The organism is Streptomyces sp. NPDC057249, assembly GCF_042669245.1.
Lineage (GTDB): Bacteria > Actinomycetota > Actinomycetes > Streptomycetales > Streptomycetaceae > Streptomyces.
On record NZ_JBHUXS010000007.1, the window covers coordinates 69,467 to 86,735 of the forward strand.

A 17,269-nucleotide genomic window follows, 5' to 3' on the forward strand; every position below is an offset into this window, starting at 1 on the left:
ACCGCCCGGCGGACAGGCGCTGAAGCGCAGCCGTCCGCCGGGCGGGAGCGGGGGGGACCGGCCTTACGAGGCCGACGCCTCGTAGCGGGCCCTGAGGTCGGCCGCGCCGGACTCGGTCAGGGAGCCGTGCAGGCGCATCCGGGCGACTCCGCCGTCCGGGAAGGCGTCGAGGCGTACGTGGGTGACCACGGCCTCCGCCGCCAGCGGGAAGCGGTGCAGGGTGTCGGGCTGGAGGCGGGTGCGCGGGATGATCTCAAACCACTCGCCGCTCTCGCCGTCCCGGCCGTGCAGGGCGACCCAGCCGGCCGCGTTGCCCTTGAGGTAGGCGGTGTCGATCTCGACCGCGCGGACGGCGCCCTGGGCGGGCAGCCGGAAGCGGACCCAGTCGTTGGTGTCGCGGACCCGGCGGCGGCGGTTCTCCCAGCCGTCGTCCATCTTGCGGGAGGTGCCCGGCAGGATGATCTGGGTCGGCGAGGAGTAGAACCGGTCCGAGGCGTCCTCGTAACTGCCGCCGTTGAGGACCGAGATCAGGTCGAACGTGCCGAGCGTGGCCAGCCAGGACGGGTCGGGGACCACCTCGCCGTGCACGCGGAGGCGGGCGATGCCGCCGTCGGGGTGCTGGCAGAGGCGGATGTGGGTCCAGCGGCGTCCGCCGGTGATCTCGAAGCCGTTGGCGGCGTGGCCGCGCACCGGGGTCGGGGGGACGATCTCCTCCCACTTCACGTCGTCGGCGAGCAGTTCCTCCGGGCCGGGCGCGCCCTCGACGCAGGTGGCCTGGACGGAGACGCGCTGCGGGTAGTTGCCGCGGAAGTGGGCGGTGTCCACGACGATGCCGCGGATGATGCCGGGGGCGCCGAGCCGGATCAGCGCCCAGTCGTGCTCGTCGGGGGCCGGGAAGGGGTGTCCGGCGTCCGCGCCGCGCCGGCGGCGGGTCTCCCAGCCGTCCATGATCTTGCCCTTGTGGCCGAAGTGCTCGGGGTCGAAGACCGCGCGCTCCCGGAGGAGCAGGTTCTCGCGCTGGGCGAAGAACTCGTCGTTGGCGGCGATCACGCCCGCGCCGAGCCGCCGGTCGGCGAGGTCGACGAGGTCGGTGAAGGGGAGGTCGGCGGTGCGGTAGTCGGCGTAGGGGTCACCGCCGCCGTACGGGGCCGCGTCATGGGCGTGGGGGTCGTCGTGCCGGGTCTCATCCTGGTCGGTGGTCATGCGTTCACTGTCGTACGCCGCAAGCCGGTAGGTCCATCGAAAGTTTCCGCATGAATTGTTCAGCCGAGCTGAACGGTCACGTCGTCCCCGTGTGTGTCCGCCACCTCCCGGAGGGCCGCGAGGACCCGGGCCACCGCCGGGGCGCCCTCTCCGCCGCGCCGGACGGCGGCCACGACATGGCGGCGGGGCCGGTCCGCTTCGAGGACCCGCAGCACCACGCCCTCCCGGCCGTGCCGTTCGGCCGAGGCCATGCGCGGGACGAGCGCGATCCCCAGGCCGGCGGCGACCATGGCGAGGATCGCCGTCCAGCCGGACGCGCTGTGCGCGCGCTCGGGTACGAAGCCCGCCGCCCGGCACGCCGAGACGGTGATCTCCGACCAAGGGCCCGAGCCGCCGTAGATCCAGGGCTCGGCGGACAGGTCGGCGAGGCGCAGCCCGGGCGCGTCCGCGAGGCGGTGGCCGGCCGGCAGCGCCACGTCGAGCGGGTCGGCGAGCAGCGGCAGGACGGTGAACCGGGGGTCGCGGGCCGTCGGGGCGTCGGCGGCCAGCGACAGGGCGAGGTCGACCTCGGCGGCGGCGAGCAGTTCGTACGCCTGGGCGGCCTCCGCCTCGCGCACCCGGACGTCGGGGCCGGGGCGGGCGTCGGCGCGCAGCCGCTGCACGGCCGGGACGACGAGGGCGGGCACGGCGGTGGCGAACGCGGCGACCCGGACCTCGCCCGCCTCGCCGCGCAGATAGCCGGTCAGTTCGGCGTCGGCGCGCTCCAGTTGGGCGAAGACCGCCTCGGCGTGGCGCAGGACCAGATGGGCGGCGTCGGTGAGGCGGACGCGGCGGCCCTGGGCCTCCAGGAGCGGCACGCCGAGCTGCCTGGCCAGGTTGGAGAGCTGCTGGGAGACCGCCGAGGGGGTCATCAGCAGGGCGTCGGCGGTCGCGGTGACCGTGCCCCGGTCGCGCAGGGTGCGCAGGATGCGGAGCTTCTTGACGTCCCACTCGGTCATGGCCGCAACCTACCGCCGCGTCCGGGCCCGGACATGCGCGTGCGCCGCGCGGTGATGGTCACCGTGCGGCGCACCCGTGCCGTGCGGGGCGGGACCGGGGCGGGACCCCGGTCGCCGGGCAGGTGGGTCAGGCCTGCTTCTTGGACTTGTCGAGCACCATGACCAGGCCCGCGATGACGCCGAACAGGACGAGGGGCGCCAGGACGAACAGGCCGAGCGTGTCGATCACGCTCAGGCCGGTACCCGGGTCGTCGCCGTCGTCGCGGGTGAGCGCGAGCGCGGGGGACGACATCAGCAGCATCATCAGCGTCGTTCCGGCGGCGACGGCGCCGGCGCGCATAGCGTTCTTCTTGTCCACGGTGCAAACGTAGCGAACGCCCGCGCGGGCCGCGCGCCCGGGGGTGCCGTACGGGGTCCCGTTCACGGCATCCGGGCCTCCCCGGGCTCCCCCGGGGCGCGCAGGACGTCCATCAGGCGGTGCAGCCGGGGCGAGGCGGCCAGTTGCTCCAGTGTGACCGGGACGCCCTCCGCGTCGGCGACCGGCAGCCGCCAGTTGGGGTACTGGTCCCAGGTGCCCGGGAGGTTCTGCGGGCGGCGGTCGCCGACGGTGTCGGGCAGCCAGATCCCGGTCATCAGGGCGGGGGTGCGCAGCAGGAAGCGGTGGACGGCCCGGACGGCCGCCTCCTCGTCGCCGCCCTCGGCGAGCGCACCGCCCTCGGGGAGCAGCCCGAGCCGGGTGAGCAGGGCCAGCCACTCGGCGGTCTCCGCGCGGTCCTCCCTCAGCTCCTCGTCGAGGGGGCGGGTGAGCAGGCCGAGGCGGTGGCGCAGCGTCACGTGGTCGCCGGTGAGCCGGGCGGCGGTGGAGGGCAGGTCGTGGGTGGTCGCGGTGGCCAGGCAGTCCCGGCGCCACCGCTCGGGTGCCAGGGGCCGCCCGTCGCCCGCCCAGACCCGCTCGAACCAGAGCACCGAGGTGCCGAGGACGCCGCGCCGGGCCAGCGCCTCGCGGACACCGGGCTCCACCGTGCCCAGGTCCTCGCCGACGACGACGGTGCCGGCCCGGTGCGCCTCCAGGACGAGGACGGCGAGCATCGCCTCCGCGTCGTGCGAGACGTAGGTGCCCTCGGTGGGCGGGCGGCCCTCGGGCACCCACCAGAGCCGGAACAGGCCCATCACGTGGTCGATGCGCAGGGCGCCCGCGTGGGCGAGGGCTCCGCGCAGGAGGCCGCGGAACGGGGCGTAGCCGGAGGCGGCGAGGGCGTCGGGGCGCCAGGGCGGCAGGCCCCAGTCCTGGCCGCGCGCGTTGAACGCGTCCGGGGGCGCGCCGACGGACATGCCGTGGGCGAAGGCGTCCTGCTGGGCCCAGGTGTCGGCGCCGCCGGGGTGGACGCCGACCGCGAGGTCGTGGACGACGCCGACGGCCATTCCGGCCTCCTCGGCGGCCCGTTGGGCGTCGGCGAGCTGGCTGTCGGTGAGCCAGGCGAGGCGGCAGTGGTGGTCGACCCGGTCCAGCAGTTCGGCGCGGGCCCGGGCGGTGGCGTCGGAGCGGGGGTCGCGCAGGCCTTCCGGCCAGCCGTGCCAGTCGGGGCCGTGCACCTCGGCGAGCGCGCACCACAGGGCGTGGTCCTCCAGGGCGCGTCCCTGGGCGGCGAGGAAGTCGCAGTACTCGGCGTGCCGGCCGGGGGTGAGGGGGACCGCGAGGATCAGGTCGAGGGCCTGCCGCTTGAGCGCTCCGACGGCGTCCCGGTCGATGAGGGCGCCCTTGTCCAGGACGGCTTCCCGCAGCTCGGCGCCCTTGCGGCGCAGCGTGTCGAGCGCGACCGGGTCGGGCACGTGCCCGTACTCCGGGACGGACTCGACGCGCAGGTGCACCGGGTCGGGGAAGCGCCGGGAGGACGGGCGGTAGGGCGAGGGGTCGGTGGGGTCGCCGGGCACCGCCGCGTGGAGCGGGTTGACCTGGACGAAGCCGGCGCCGAGCCGGCGGCCGGACCAGGAGGCGAGGTCGGCGAGGTCACCGAGGTCGCCCATGCCCCAGGAGCGGGCGGACAGCAGGGAGTAGAGCTGGACGAGGAAGCCGTGGGTGCGGGCGGGCGGCTGCGGGACCCGGGCCGGGGCGACGACGAGCGTGCAGGACTGCGCGTCGCGGTCCGGCGCGCGGACGGTGAGCCGGTGCACGCCGAGCGGGGGCCCGTCCCACCAGTGGGCGGCGGGGGCGCTCCCCGGCACGTCCGGACCGGGCTCCCCGGCGGGCACCCGCATCCGGGCCGGCTCCGCCTGCTCGTCGCTCTCCTCCAGCCGGACCGTCAGCTCCGTGCCGGGCGGCAGCCCGGTCAGCGCGGGTGGCAGCGGTTCACCGGACCACACCACCAGGGTGTCCGGGAGGAGCCGGGTGCGGGCGGCCGACTCGGCGGCGGCGAGGGCGTCGCGTACCGCCTCGGGCGTCGTGGCGTCGACGCCGAGTGCGCCGAGCACGGCGACGACCGTGGTCTCCGGGACGGGCTCGGTGACGCCGGCGGACGGGGAGAAGGAGGTGGCGACGCCGTGCAGGGCGGCGAGCCGGGACAAGCCCATTCAGACTCCTGGGGACTCCGTGCCCCACGCGCAGCCGGACGCGGCCGGTTCGCTGGTCAGCGGGGCGAGGACGGCGAGCGGCGGCTCGCTGGTCAGGGGGGTGGCCTCGGCGAGCGGGGGCTCGCTGGTCAGGGGTATGGCGTCGGCGAGCGGCGGTTCGCTCGTGAGCGGGCCGGGCACGGTGGCGGGGGACGCGCTGATCAGCGGGGCGGGACCGGATGCCTGTTTGGAGAGGGCGGAGAGCGGGCGCTGCACGGTGACGGGCATGGTGGCCTCCTGGCCGTGGAGAACAGGACAGTGACGGCCTACCCAGCGGACGCTGCCGCAGACGTAGGCGTTATGACAACGAGTTCAACGTGTCCGGGGTCACATTCCGTTCCCGAAGGGCCGGTTACCCGCAAGACGTTCGCTTTTTTCGGCCATTCGGCGCTGTCTTTCGCGTATCGCCCCGCCCCCCGCGCTCCGTTCATCACACCGGTCATAGCAGGGCATTTCCCCACCGAACGCCGCGCGCATTGACACCCTCGCGCGCGGGGTGGTGGGCTCGGACGGCAGCGGCCGGCGCGAGGGGAGAGACAGGGATGCGGCTCAGTGGCAGGACGCGGGCGACAGCGGTCGCCGTGGCCGTGCTCGGCGGGCTGCTCGCCGCGGCGGGCCCGCCCGCCCTCGCCGCTCCCCCGGACCCGGCGGCCACGTCCGCCGCCGGCCGCGACCGCGCGGCGACACCCGCGCCCCCCGCCGTGTGGCCGCGCCCGCAGACCATCGAGGCGACCGGACCCGCCGTCGCCCTGGGCCGCGAGGTCACCCTGATCGCGGACACGGAGGCCGACCCGTACGCGGTGAAGGCGCTGCGCGCGGTCCTGGCGGACGCCGGCGTGCGCACGGTCCACGAGACGCTGCCCGGTGCCGGGCCGGTCCTACGGCTGGGCGGCGACGGGGCGGCGGACGCGCTGCGCGCCCTGGACGCCCCGGACCGCGGGGATCTGCCGGCGGGCGGTTACCGGCTGGCGGCCGGGCGGGTCGCGAAGCGGGACACCGTGGCCCTGGCGGGCGTCGGCGACGACGGGCTGTTCCACGCGGTGCAGACGCTGCGCCAGCTGGTCCGGGGCGGGAAGATCGCCGGGGTCGTCGTCCGGGACTGGCCGGCCACCGCCGTACGCGGGCTGACCGAGGGCTTCTACGGGCAGCCGTGGAGCCAGGAGGAACGGCTCGCGCAGCTCGGTTTCCTGGGGCGCACCAAGCAGAACCGCTATCTCTACGCGGCGGGCGACGACCCCTACCGCCAGGCCCGCTGGCGCGACCCGTACCCGGCGGCGCGGAAGGCCGGCATCCGGGAGCTGGCCGAACGGGCCGCGGCCGAGCACGTGACGCTCGGCTGGGCGGTCGCGCCGGGCCAGTCGATGTGCCTCTCGTCGGACCGCGACCTCAAGGCGCTGACGCGGAAGATCGACGCGATGTGGGACCTGGGGGTCCGGGTCTTCCAGGTGCAGTTCCAGGACGTCAGCTACAGCGAGTGGCACTGCGCGGCCGACGCGGACGCCTTCGGCAGCGGCCCCGGGGCGGCGGCCCGGGCACAGGCCCGCGTCGTGAACGGGGTGGCCCGCCACCTGGCGGAGCGCCACCCGGACGCCCTGCCGCTGTCGGTGATGCCGACGGAGTACTACCAGGACGGCGCGACCGCGTACCGCACGGCGCTCGCACGGGAGCTGGCGGACGGGATCGAGGTCGCCTGGACGGGCGTCGGAGTCGTACCGAAAACCATCACCGGCGGTGAACTGGCCGGGGCGCGGGCCGCGTTCGGGCACCCGCTGGTGACCATGGACAACTACCCGGTCAACGACTACGCGCAGGACCGGATCTTCCTCGGCCCGTACACCGGCCGGGACCCGGCGGTGGCGTCCGGTTCGGCGGCCCTGCTCGCCAACGCGATGGAGCAGCCCGCCGCCTCCCGCATCCCGCTCTTCACGGCCGCCGACTTCGCGTGGAACCCGAGGGGCTACGACCCCGCCGAGTCCTGGGAGGCCGCGATCGACGACCTCGCGGGCGGCGACGTCCGCAGCCGCGACGCGCTGCGGGCGCTCGCGGGCAACAGCGCGGGTTCGGTGCTCGGCTCCACCGAGTCCGCGTATCTGCGGCCGTTGATCGCCGCGTTCCGCACGGCGTACGCGAACGGCGAGGGCAAGGCGTTCGACACGGCGGCGGACCGGCTGCGGGCGGCGTTCGAGGAGATGCGGGCGGCCCCGGCGCGGCTCGCGGGCGTGGCCGGGGGGCGGCTCGGGGCCGAGGTCCGCCCGTGGACCGCGCAGCTGTCCCGCTACGGCCACGCGGGCGAGCTGGCCGTGGACCTGCTGCGCGCCCAGGCCCGCGGCGACGGGGCCGCCGCCTGGCGGGCGTCCCTGGCGCTGGAACCGGTCCGCGAGGACATCGCGGCGGGCGGCGCGAAGGTCGGCGAGGGCGTCCTCGACGCGTTCCTCGACCGGGTCCGCGAGGAGGCCCGCTCCTGGACCGGCACGGACCGGCCGGGCGGCGAGGTGTCCGAGGCCCAGGGCAGCTACACGGTGCGGCTGGACCGGGCCCGCCCGCTGGAGGCGGTCACCGCGACGACCGTGCCGGACGACGGTGCGGCGGCGGGCGCGACGGTCCAGGCGCACGTTCCGGGCGAGGGGTGGCGGGCGCTCGGCCCGTTGTCGGCGAGCGGCTGGACCCAGGCGGCGGGCGAGGGGGTGCGGGCCGACGCGGTCCGGATCAGCTGGCCGGCCGCGACCCCGCTGGCGGGCGGTGCCCCGCCCCTGATCATCCCGCCGCTGGCCGGCGCGTCCGTCCGCGCGGGGACCGCCCCGGACGTGCGCTCCCTGGTGCCCTGGTTCGGCGACGAGCCGGCCGCCCGGCTGGACCTGGCGCGCGGCGAGACGGACGCGGTGATCGGCGGCGGGCCGCAGGAGGTCCGGGCCCGGCTGTCCGGACGGCGCCCGGCCGAGGTGCGCGGCCGGCTGACCGCGAAGGCACCCGAGGGCATCGAGGTCCGGTTGCCGAAGCGCACGACCGTGCCGCGCGGGACGCGGACCGAGGTCCCGGTGGAGATCACGGTCCCGGAGGACACCCCGGCCGGCGAGTACGAGGTGCCGTTCACCTTCGGGGACGAGCGGACCACCCTGACCGTGCGGGCCTACCCGCGCACCGCCGGGCCCGACCTGCTGCACGGGGCCACCGCCTCCTCGTCGGGCGACGAGACCGCCGATTTCCCGGCGTCCGCCGCGTCCGACGGCGACCCGGAGACCCGCTGGTCCTCGCCGGCCGAGGACGGGGCGTGGTGGCAGGCGGAGCTGCCCGCCCCGGTCCGCCTCGGCCGGGTGGTGCTGCACTGGCAGGACGCGTACGCGTCGCGCTATCGCGTCCAGGTCTCGTCGGACGGCCGCGCCTGGCGCACCGCGGCGACCGTCCGCGAGGGCGAGGGCGGCCGGGAGTCGGTGCGGATGGACGCGAAGGACGCCCGGTTCGTGCGCGTCGTGGGCGACGAGCGGGCCACGAAGTACGGGATCTCGCTCTGGTCGGCCGAGGCGTACGCGGTGGCGGAGGACGACTGACGGGGTCCGGCGGCGGTGCGCGGCAGGGCAGGCCGGGGCCCCGGTGCGGCGGACCGCCCCGGGAAGCACACGGGCCCGGTCTCAGGCTGAGACGCCGTCGATCCGGGCCATCGCGTCGTCCGCACCGAACGGTTGCAGATAGGGCAGCCAGCGCGGGTCGCGGTGCCCCGTGCCGATGATCCGCCAGGCCAGTCCGGTCGGCGGGGCGGGCTGCTGGTGCAGCCGCCAGCCGAGCTCGGGCAGATGGCGGTCGGCCTTGACGTGGTTGCAGCGGCGGCAGGCCGCCACCACGTTGTCCCAGGCGTGCCGCCCGCCCCGGCTGCGCGGGATGACGTGGTCGACGCTGGTCGCCGCGGCCCCGCAGTACATGCAGCGTCCGCCGTCCCTGGCGAACAGGGCCCGCCGGGTCAGCGGCACCGGACCGCGGTAGGGGACGCGGACGAACCGCTTGAGCCGGACGACGCTGGGGGCCGGGACGGCCCGGGTTGCGCTGTGCATGAGGGCGCCGGACTCCTCAAGACAGATGGCCTTGTTCTCGAGGACGAGGACGAGTGCGCGGCGGAGCGGTACGACGCCGAGCGGCTCGTACGACGCGTTGAGAACCAGGACATGCGGCACGGATGCCTCCTTGTACGCCGGCGGCGCGTGGCTCGCGCCGGGACGATCTCCGCTCTCAGTCTCCCCTCACGCCTGGTCGGAGCGCCACCACGTGCGGGTAACGGGCCGGAAGGAATTTTTCCCGCAGGGGTCCCCCGTTAGTGTGGTTGTTCAGCGCTCTCCCGCTCAGCGCTCGCTCCCTGGAGGTTTCGCCGTGTCCCTGTCCGCCCTGTTGGCCGCAGCCCCGTCACCGGAGCCCGGCGGCTCGCTGGACGAAGCCGCGAGGCAGGCCGGAGACGCCGCGGGCTGGGTCGAGGAGAACTGGTCCACCTGGCTGAACACCGGCCTGCGGATCGTCCTCATCGCGGCGGTCGCGGTCGTTCTGCGCATCGCGGTCCGCCGCGCCCTGACCAAGCTCATCGAGCGGATGAACCGCAGCGCGCAGGCCGTGGAGGGCACCGCGCTCGGCGGTCTCCTGGTCAACGCGGAGCGCCGCCGCCAGCGGTCGGAGGCGATCGGCTCGGTGCTCCGTTCGGTGGCCTCGTTCCTGATCCTGGGCACCGCGGCGCTGATGATCCTGGGCGCGTTCCAGATCAACCTGGCCCCGCTCCTCGCCTCCGCCGGGGTCGCCGGTGTGGCACTCGGCTTCGGCGCCCGGAACCTGGTGACCGACTTCCTGTCCGGGGTCTTCATGATCCTGGAGGACCAGTACGGGGTCGGCGACCAGATCGACGCGGGCGTCGCCTCCGGCGAGGTGATCGAGGTGGGCCTGCGCGTCACCAAGCTGCGCGGCGAGAACGGCGCGATCTGGTACGTCCGCAACGGTGAGGTCAAGCGGATCGGCAACCTCAGCCAGGGCTGGTCCACGGCCAACGTCGACGTCCAGGTCCGCCCCACGGAGGACCTGGAGAAGATCCGCACGGTGATCACCGAGGCCGCCCAGGAGATGGCCAAGGAGGAGCCCTGGTCCGAGCGCCTGTGGGGCCCGGTCGAGGTCCTGGGCCTGGACACGGTGCTGATCGACTCGATGACGGTCCGGGTGAGCGCGAAGACCATGCCGGGCCAGGCGGTCGGGGTGGAGCGCGAGCTGCGCTGGCGGATCAAGGCGGCGCTGGACGCCGCCGGTGTCAGCATGGTGGCGGGGGCCCCGGAGGACGCGCCGGAGGCCGATCCCACGGCGGGGATGGCCGCCCCCTCGGCGTACGCCTCGGCGACCTCCCCGCAGTCGCTGGCGGCGACCCCGATACCGCCGCCGAGCACCACGAAGTAGCCGGCCCGGCCGGGGACCCGAGCGGTCCCCGGCCGTTCGTTCCCGGCCCGGTTCCGCCCCAGGTAACGCTTTGGTTGCCACCGGCGGTCAGGTCATTGACGCCCCGGAGGCCCGGGCCCTACCTTCCTTCTCACCGAACAGGAAACTTTCCTAACAGAGAGGCAGGTGCCACGCTCATGGCCGGGAACACACCGGGCACCCCCAGGGTGCTGCGTGCCATGAACGACCGCGCCGCCCTCGATCTGCTCCTGGAGCACGGCCCCCTGTCGCGGACCCGGATCGGGAAGCTCACCGGGCTCTCCAAGCCCACCGCCTCCCAGCTGCTGGCCCGCCTCGAAGCCGCCGGACTCGTCGTCGCCACCGGGACCGCGGCCGGACGTCCCGGGCCCAACGCGCAGCTGTACGCGGTCGACGCCTCCGCCGCGCATGTCGCGGGGCTCGACGTGAACGCCCACCGGATCGTCGCCGCCGTCGCCGATGTGACCGGCGAGACGGTCGGGGAGTTCGAGCTGCGGACCCCCGGCCGGCACGCCCACGGCGTGGTGCGGGAGGTGACCGAGGCGCTGGACGGCGCGGTCGCGGCGGCCGGGCTGACCCGGGCCGATGTGCACCGGGTGGTCATCGGCACGCCGGGCGCCTTCGACCCGAACACGGGCCGGCTGCGCTACGCCTCGCACCTGCCGGGCTGGCACTCCGCCACGCTGCTCGACGAGCTGGCGGCGGTGCTGCCGATGCCCGTGGAGTACGAGAACGACGTCAACCTCGTCGCGGTGGCCGAGCAGCGGCGCGGCGCGGCGCGGGGCCACGACGACTTCGTGCTCCTGTGGAACGAGGAGGGGCTGGGCGCCGCACTCGTCATCAACGGCCGGCTGCACCGCGGCTACACCGGGGGCGCCGGCGAGGTCGGCTTCCTGCCGGTGCCGGGGGCGCCGCTGGTCCGCCAGGTCACCAAGGCCAACGCGGGCGGCTTCCAGGAGCTGGCGGGTGCCCAGGTGCTCGCGCGTCTGGCCCGGGAGCTGGGCATCGAGGACGCGCCGGGCTCCGGCACCCATCACGAGATCGCCGCCGAGCTGGTGGGCCGGGCCGCGGAGGCCGTGGAGCGGGGCGAGGGCGGGCCGTACGCCGCGCTGCTCGACCGGTTCGCCACCGGCCTCGCGACCGGCCTCGCCTCCCTGGTCGCCGTCCTCGACCCGGAGATCGTCGTGCTCTCCGGCCAGCTGTTCTCGCGCGGCGGGGAGCAGCTGCGCGCCCGGGTCGCGGCCGAGCTGGCCGAACTCGCCGCGTCCAGGCCCCGGCTGCTCGCCGGGGACGTCACCCACCGTCCCGTCCTGCGCGGCGCGCTGGAGAGCGCGCTCGCCACCACCCGCGACGAAGTGTTCGACACCTCGCGCTGACCTCTCACGCCACCCCTTTCCCGTAAACGCCCCGTCCCAGCCCACCGCTTCACCGGGAGACACCACCATGTCCGGAAACCGCCGGAAGCCGGCCGTCGCACTCGCCGCGACCGCCGCGATAGCCCTGTTCGCCTCCGCCTGTACCGGGCAGAGCGGCTCCGGGGCCGACGACGACGCGTCCAAGGAGACGACCATCACGTTCTGGCACGGCTGGAGCGCGCCGGGCGAGGTGAAGGGCATCGAGGCCACGATCGCCGCCTTCGAGAAGGCCCACCCCAACATCCACGTCAAGGTCGTCGGCAACATGACCGACGACAAGATCAACCAGGCGCTGCGGGCCGGCGGCTCCAAGGCGCCGGACGTGGTCTCGTCGTTCACCACGAACAACGTGGGCAAGTTCTGCTCCTCGAAGGCGTTCGTGGACCTCAACCCGTTCCTGAAGAAGGACGGCATCGACCCCGGGACGACCTTCCCGAAGGCGATGAACGAGTACACCCAGTTCGACGGGGTGCGCTGCACGGTCCCGCTGCTGGGTGACGCGTACGGGCTCTACTACAACAAGGACGCCTTCGAGAAGGCCGGGATCACGGACCCGCCGAAGACCTGGTCCGAGTTCGCGGCCGACGCGAAGAAGCTGACGAAGACCAAGGGCGACTCGTACGAGCAGCTGGGCTTCATGCCGAACTACCACGGCTACGAGTCGACGACCGAGCACTACCTCGGCGGCTGGAACCCCACCTACTTCGACGCGGACGGCAAGTCGAACATCGCGAAGGACCCGGCGTTCGCCGCGATGCTCACCAACCAGAAGAAGCTGGTCGACTCGCTCGGCGGCTACGCGAAGCTGGAGAAGTTCCGTACCGGCTTCGGTGACGAGTGGGGCGCCAAGCACCCGTTCCACACCGGCCAGGTGGCGATGCAGCTGGACGGCGAGTGGCGGCTCGGCATGGCCGAGGACACCAAGCCCGGGTTCGAGATCGGGGTGGCCCCGATGCCGGTCGCGGACGACGAGGCCGACACGTACGGCAAGGGCTATCTGACCGGCACCATCGCGGGCATCGCGTCGACCAGCAGCAAGCAGAACGCCGCCTGGGAGCTGGTCAAGTTCATGACGACCGACACCGACGCGGTGGTGAACTTCGCCAACGCCATCCACAACGTGCCCTCCACGCTGGCCGCGCTGAAGTCGCCGAAGCTGAAGTACGACCCGCGCTTCAAGACCTTCCTGGACATCGCCGCGAACCCGAAGTCCACCACCACCCCGCCCTCGGTGAACGGCGGCGCGTACCTGGTGTCCCTGCAGAACCTCGGCTTCGACGTCGAGAAGGGCAAGCAGAAGGACATCAAGGCGGGTCTGGAGCAGACCGCGAAGGAAATCGACGCGGCGATCGCCCAGGCGAAGTAGAGCCACCACGATGAGCACGTACACACTCCGTTCGAAGCGCCGCAGGTCGGCGCTTCGAACGGCGGCCTTCATGTCGCCCTGGCTGATCGGGTTCTGCGTCTTCTTCGCCTACCCGCTGATCTCCACGGTCTACTTCTCGTTCACCAGCTACGACGGGTTCGCCGCCCCCGAGTTCAGCGGCTTCAAGAACTGGTCGTACGTCTTCGAGGACTACCCGCTGTTCTGGCCGGCGCTGCGCAACACGCTGTGGCTGGTCGTCGTGATGGTGGCCTGCCGGGTGGTCTTCGGACTCGGTGTCGGGCTGCTGATCACCAAGATCAAGACGGGTACGGGCGTCTTCCGGACGCTGTTCTACCTGCCGTACCTGGCGCCCCCTGTCGCGGCCACGCTGGGCTTCGTCTTCCTGCTCAACCCCGGGACCGGGCCGGTCAACTCGATCCTCGGCGACCTGGGGATGGGCACGCCCGGCTGGTTCACCGACGCCACCTGGTCCAAGCCGGCGCTGACCGCGCTCGCGGTGTGGGGGGTGGGCGACCTGATGGTGATCTTCATGGCCGCGCTGCTCGACGTACCGAAGGAGCAGTACGAGGCCGCGGAGCTGGACGGAGCGACCGCGTACCACCGGTTCCGGTACGTCACGCTGCCGAACATCTCGCCGATCATCATGTTCGCCGTGGTCACCGGCATCATCCAGACGATGCAGTACTACACCCAGCCGCTGGTGGCCGGGAAGGTCGCGTCCGGGGTGATGGGCGGCTCGGGCCAGCAGTTCGAACCCGGCTATCCCGACAAGTCGACACTGACGCTTCCGCAGCTGGTCTACAACCTCGGTTTCCAGCGCTTCGACTACGGCTCCGCCTGTGTCGTCGCGCTCGTACTCTTCGCCCTCGCCATGGCGTTCACCGCACTGCTGATGCGGCGCCGCAGCGGACTGATCCAGGCAGGTGAGTGACATGGCGCAGGTCCTCGACACCCCGGTGACGGCCGGCCCGGCGGGCGAGCCCGTCTCCCTCGCCCAGCGCGTCGCGCGCCGCAAGGCGCTGCTGAACTGGATCGCCGTGCACGCGCTCGGCGTGGCGGCGGCCCTCTTCTTCGTGCTGCCGTTCGTCTTCCTCGTGCTCACCTCGCTGATGAGCGACCAGCAGGCCCTCACCCGGGACCTGTGGCCGCACCCCTTCGAGTGGGCCAACTACAAGCGGGTGTTCGACACCCCGGGCTTCCTGACCTGGTGGCGGAACACCCTGCTCTACGCGGGTCTGGGCACCGTCCTCACGGTGGTGTCCTCGCTGCCCGTGGCGTACGCGCTCGCCAAGTTCCGCTTCCGCGGCCGGCACCTGTCGCTGATGCTCGTCATCTCGATGATGATGCTGCCGCCGCAGGTCGTGGTCATCCCGATGTACCTGTTCTGGGCCAAGCAGCTGGACCTGTCCGGCACGCTCTGGCCGCTGATCATCCCGATGGCCTTCGGCGACGCGTTCTCCATCTTCCTGCTGCGCCAGTTCCTGCTGACCATCCCCGACGAGTACCTCGACGCGGCGAAGGTCGACGGCTGCGGCGAACTGCGCGCCCTGCTGCGCGTGGTGGTGCCGATGGCCAAGCCGGGGATCGCCGCCGTCGCCCTCTTCCAGTTCTTCTACGCCTGGAACGACTACTTCGGCCCGCAGATCTACGCCTCCGAGAACCCGGGCGCCTGGACGCTGAGTTACGGACTGGAGTCCTTCAAGGGCGCACACCACACCGACTGGAACCTGACCATGGCCGCGACCGTTCTGGTCATGGCCCCTGTGATCGTCGTCTTCTTCTTCGCACAGAAGGCCTTTGTCGAGGGCGTCACACTGACCGGAGTAAAGGGCTGAACCATGAAGCTCGCTGTAGTGGGTGGCGGGTCCACCTACACCCCCGAACTGATCGACGGATTCGCCCGGCTGCGTGACACGCTGCCGGTCGAGGAGCTGGTCCTCGTCGACCCGGCCGCCGACCGGCTCGACCTCGTGGGCGGCCTCGCCCGGCGGATCTTCGCCAAGCAGGGCCACCCGGGCCGCATCGTCACCACCTCGGACGTCGACGCGGGCGTCGCCGGGGCCGACGCCGTCCTGCTCCAGCTGCGCGTCGGCGGCCAGGCCGCCCGCAACCAGGACGAGACCTGGCCCCTGGAGTGCGGCTGCGTCGGCCAGGAGACCACCGGGGCCGGCGGCCTCGCCAAGGCGCTGCGCACGGTCCCGGTCGTCCTGGACATCGCCGAACGCGTCCGGCGTGCCAACCCGGACGCCTGGATCATCGACTTCACCAACCCGGTGGGGATCGTCACCCGCGCCCTCCTCCAGGCCGGGCACAAGGCCGTCGGCCTGTGCAACGTGGCCATCGGCTTCCAGCGCAAGTTCGCCCGGCTGCTCGACGTGGCCCCCGGCGAGGTGCACCTCGACCACGTCGGGCTGAACCACCTCACCTGGGAGCTGGGGGTGCGCCTCGGCGGCCCGCGGGGCGAGGACGTGCTGCCCCGGCTGATCGCCGAGCACGGCGACGCCATCGCGGACGACCTGCACATGCCGCGCGCGGTCGTTGACCGGCTCGGCGTCGTCCCCTCGTACTACCTGCGGTACTTCTACGCGCACGACGAGGTCGTCCGCGAGCTCGGCAGCAAGCCCTCCCGGGCCGCCGAGGTCGCCGCCATGGAGAAGGAGCTCCTGGCCATGTACGGCGACCCGACGCTGGACGAGAAGCCCGCGCTGCTCGCCAAGCGCGGCGGCGCCTTCTACTCGGAGGCGGCCGTGGACCTGGCGGCGGCGCTCCTGGGCGGCGGCGGCTCGGCGCACCAGGTGGTCAACACGTACAACAACGGCACCCTGCCGTTCCTGCCGGACGACGCGGTGATCGAGGTCCAGGCGAAGGTCGACGGCTCGGGCGCGACGCCGCTCGCCGTGCCCGCCCTGGACCCGCTGTACGCGGGGCTCATCGCCAACGTCACGGCGTACGAGGACCTGGCGCTGGAGGCCGCGCTGCACGGCGGCCGGGACCGGGTGTTCAAGGCGCTGCTGGCCCACCCCCTGATCGGCCAGTTCGCGTACGCCGAGGCGCTGACCGACAAGCTCGTCGCGCACAACCGGGAGCACCTCGCGTGGGCGTGAACGGTTCCGTCCTCGCGATCGACGCGGGGAACAGCAAGACCGATGTGGCGCTCATCGGTGCGGACGGCACGGTGCTGTCCACGGCCCGGGGCGGCGGGTTCCAGCCGCCGGTGGTCGGCGTGGAGACGGCCGTCGACGTGCTCGGCGCGGCGGTGGAGCGGGTGTTCACCGAGGCCGGGGCGGACGCCGGGCAGGTCGCCCATGTGTCCGCCTGCCTCGCCAACGCGGACCTGCCGGTGGAGGAGGAGCAGCTGACGGCGGCACTGGCCGCGCGCGGCTGGGGCCGGACCGTCGAGGTGCGCAACGACACCTTCGCGATCCTGCGGGCCGGGGTCGACGAGCCGCGCGGCGTGGCCGTGGTGTGCGGCGCGGGCATCAACTGCGTCGGCATGGTCCCGGACGGGCGCACCGCGCGCTTCCCGGCGATCGGCCGGATCTCCGGGGACTGGGGCGGCGGTTCGGGGCTGTCCGAGGAGGCGCTGTGGTTCGCCGCGCGCGCCGAGGACGGCCGGGGCGAGCCGACCGAGCTGGCCCGGACGCTCCCCGCGCACTTCGGCCTCGGTTCGATGTACGCGCTGATCGAGGCGCTGCACCTGGGCCGCATCGCGCCGGAGCGCCGGCACGAGCTGGCTCCGGTGCTGTTCGCGACGGGCGAGGCGGGCGACCCGGTGGCGCGGGCCCTGGTGGACCGGCTGGCCGAGGAGGTCGTGGCGCTGGCCTCGGTCGCGCTGACCCGTCTCGGGCTGCTGGACGAGGAGGCGCCGGTGCTCCTCGGCGGCAGTGTCCTGGCGGCGCGCCATCCGCGGCTGGACGACCGCGTCCGCGAACTCCTCGCGGTCCGGGCCCCGAAGGCGGTGGTACGCGTGGTGCGGGAGTCGCCGGTGCTCGGCGCGGGGCTCCTGGGCCTGGACCGCACGGGCGCGGCGCCGGAGGTGCACGCGAGGCTGCGGGCGCGGTTCGCCTGACTGGCCGCCCGTCAAAGGCGCCCCGTAGCCTGCGGGTTACGGGGCCCCTCGCGCATTCGGGAACCGATCGGGCGCCCCGGACGTGTTGTTGATGGGGAGGACGGTCCGTGGGGGATCGTGCCGTTCGCCTTGATCAACGGCGCCGGTCTTGATCGAATGC

14 protein-coding genes are annotated in these 17,269 nt (G+C 73.8%); 8 read left to right on the forward strand and 6 right to left on the reverse strand.

Annotated elements, in window-relative coordinates:
* Positions 1–63: 63 nt before the first annotated feature.
* The 5 genes from alc to ACFUJY_RS14945 form a co-directional block, all read right to left on the reverse strand.
* Positions 64–1,203: an allantoicase gene (gene alc / locus ACFUJY_RS14925; RefSeq protein WP_383298733.1), complete on the reverse strand. Its 1,140-nt coding sequence runs from the start codon at positions 1,201–1,203 to the stop codon at positions 64–66.
* Positions 1,204–1,262: 59 nt separating this feature from the next.
* On the reverse strand, positions 1,263–2,201 hold the full coding sequence (locus tag ACFUJY_RS14930; RefSeq protein ID WP_383298735.1) for a LysR family transcriptional regulator: 939 nt from the start codon (positions 2,199–2,201) through the stop codon (positions 1,263–1,265).
* A gap of 127 nt (positions 2,202–2,328) precedes the next feature.
* Positions 2,329–2,559 (reverse strand): hypothetical protein, encoded by a 231-nt coding sequence (locus ACFUJY_RS14935; RefSeq protein WP_143616018.1) that lies wholly within the window; start codon positions 2,557–2,559, stop codon positions 2,329–2,331.
* Positions 2,560–2,621: 62 nt separating this feature from the next.
* Complete coding sequence (gene malQ, locus ACFUJY_RS14940; protein WP_383298737.1) at positions 2,622–4,769, reverse strand: 4-alpha-glucanotransferase; 2,148 nt, start codon at positions 4,767–4,769, stop codon at positions 2,622–2,624.
* Entirely contained in the window at positions 4,770–5,036 is a 267-nt protein-coding gene (locus ACFUJY_RS14945; protein ID WP_383298739.1) for a hypothetical protein, read from the reverse strand.
* Between the two features lie 314 nt (positions 5,037–5,350).
* On the opposite strand from ACFUJY_RS14945, the gene ACFUJY_RS14950 reads away from it, so the two are divergent.
* Positions 5,351–8,353, forward strand: coding sequence for a beta-N-acetylglucosaminidase domain-containing protein (locus ACFUJY_RS14950; RefSeq protein ID WP_383298741.1), 3,003 nt, complete (start codon positions 5,351–5,353; stop codon positions 8,351–8,353).
* Between the two features lie 81 nt (positions 8,354–8,434).
* On the opposite strand, the gene ACFUJY_RS14955 is transcribed toward ACFUJY_RS14950, so the two are convergent.
* On the reverse strand, positions 8,435–8,971 hold the full coding sequence (locus tag ACFUJY_RS14955) for an HNH endonuclease (protein ID WP_383298743.1): 537 nt from the start codon (positions 8,969–8,971) through the stop codon (positions 8,435–8,437).
* Positions 8,972–9,164: 193 nt separating this feature from the next.
* Here ACFUJY_RS14955 and ACFUJY_RS14960 point away from each other — a divergent pair, with 193 nt between their 5' ends.
* The 7 genes from ACFUJY_RS14960 (at position 9,165) to ACFUJY_RS14990 (ending at position 17,109) form a co-directional block, all read left to right on the forward strand.
* On the forward strand, positions 9,165–10,220 hold the full coding sequence (locus tag ACFUJY_RS14960) for a mechanosensitive ion channel family protein (RefSeq protein ID WP_383298745.1): 1,056 nt from the start codon (positions 9,165–9,167) through the stop codon (positions 10,218–10,220).
* Positions 10,221–10,396: 176 nt separating this feature from the next.
* Positions 10,397–11,614 (forward strand): ROK family protein, encoded by a 1,218-nt coding sequence (locus tag ACFUJY_RS14965; RefSeq protein WP_383298746.1) that lies wholly within the window; start codon positions 10,397–10,399, stop codon positions 11,612–11,614.
* Between the two features lie 67 nt (positions 11,615–11,681).
* Positions 11,682–13,019 carry an ABC transporter substrate-binding protein gene (locus ACFUJY_RS14970; RefSeq protein WP_383298748.1) on the forward strand — a complete coding sequence of 446 codons (1,338 nt, stop codon included), beginning with the start codon at positions 11,682–11,684 and terminating at the stop codon, positions 13,017–13,019.
* A gap of 10 nt (positions 13,020–13,029) precedes the next feature.
* Positions 13,030–13,971 (forward strand): carbohydrate ABC transporter permease, encoded by a 942-nt coding sequence (locus tag ACFUJY_RS14975; protein ID WP_383298750.1) that lies wholly within the window; start codon positions 13,030–13,032, stop codon positions 13,969–13,971.
* Between the two features lies 1 nt (position 13,972).
* Entirely contained in the window at positions 13,973–14,875 is a 903-nt protein-coding gene (locus tag ACFUJY_RS14980; RefSeq protein ID WP_383298751.1) for a carbohydrate ABC transporter permease, read from the forward strand.
* 3 nt (positions 14,876–14,878) lie between these two features.
* Positions 14,879–16,144: a 6-phospho-beta-glucosidase gene (locus tag ACFUJY_RS14985; RefSeq protein WP_383298753.1), complete on the forward strand. Its 1,266-nt coding sequence runs from the start codon at positions 14,879–14,881 to the stop codon at positions 16,142–16,144.
* Positions 16,135–17,109, forward strand: coding sequence for an N-acetylglucosamine kinase (locus ACFUJY_RS14990; protein WP_383298755.1), 975 nt, complete (start codon positions 16,135–16,137; stop codon positions 17,107–17,109). Before ACFUJY_RS14985 ends, ACFUJY_RS14990 begins: the two co-directional genes overlap by 10 nt.
* Positions 17,110–17,269 lie beyond the last annotated feature (160 nt).

Excerpts from the sequence above, each read along its gene's own strand:
- alc (WP_383298733.1), bottom strand. The coding sequence starts at position 1,203 with ATGACCACCGACCAGGATGAGACCCGGCACGACGACCCCCACGCCCAT.
- malQ (WP_383298737.1), bottom strand. The coding sequence starts at position 4,769 with ATGGGCTTGTCCCGGCTCGCCGCCCTGCACGGCGTCGCCACCTCCTTC.
- ACFUJY_RS14985 (WP_383298753.1), top strand. The coding sequence starts at position 14,879 with ATGAAGCTCGCTGTAGTGGGTGGCGGGTCCACCTACACCCCCGAACTG.
- ACFUJY_RS14965 (WP_383298746.1), top strand. The coding sequence starts at position 10,397 with ATGGCCGGGAACACACCGGGCACCCCCAGGGTGCTGCGTGCCATGAAC.
- ACFUJY_RS14950 (WP_383298741.1), top strand. The coding sequence starts at position 5,351 with ATGCGGCTCAGTGGCAGGACGCGGGCGACAGCGGTCGCCGTGGCCGTG.
- ACFUJY_RS14970 (WP_383298748.1), top strand. The coding sequence starts at position 11,682 with ATGTCCGGAAACCGCCGGAAGCCGGCCGTCGCACTCGCCGCGACCGCC.
- ACFUJY_RS14980 (WP_383298751.1), top strand. The coding sequence starts at position 13,973 with ATGGCGCAGGTCCTCGACACCCCGGTGACGGCCGGCCCGGCGGGCGAG.
- ACFUJY_RS14945 (WP_383298739.1), bottom strand. The coding sequence starts at position 5,036 with ATGCCCGTCACCGTGCAGCGCCCGCTCTCCGCCCTCTCCAAACAGGCA.
- ACFUJY_RS14930 (WP_383298735.1), bottom strand. The coding sequence starts at position 2,201 with ATGACCGAGTGGGACGTCAAGAAGCTCCGCATCCTGCGCACCCTGCGC.
- ACFUJY_RS14975 (WP_383298750.1), top strand. The coding sequence starts at position 13,030 with ATGAGCACGTACACACTCCGTTCGAAGCGCCGCAGGTCGGCGCTTCGA.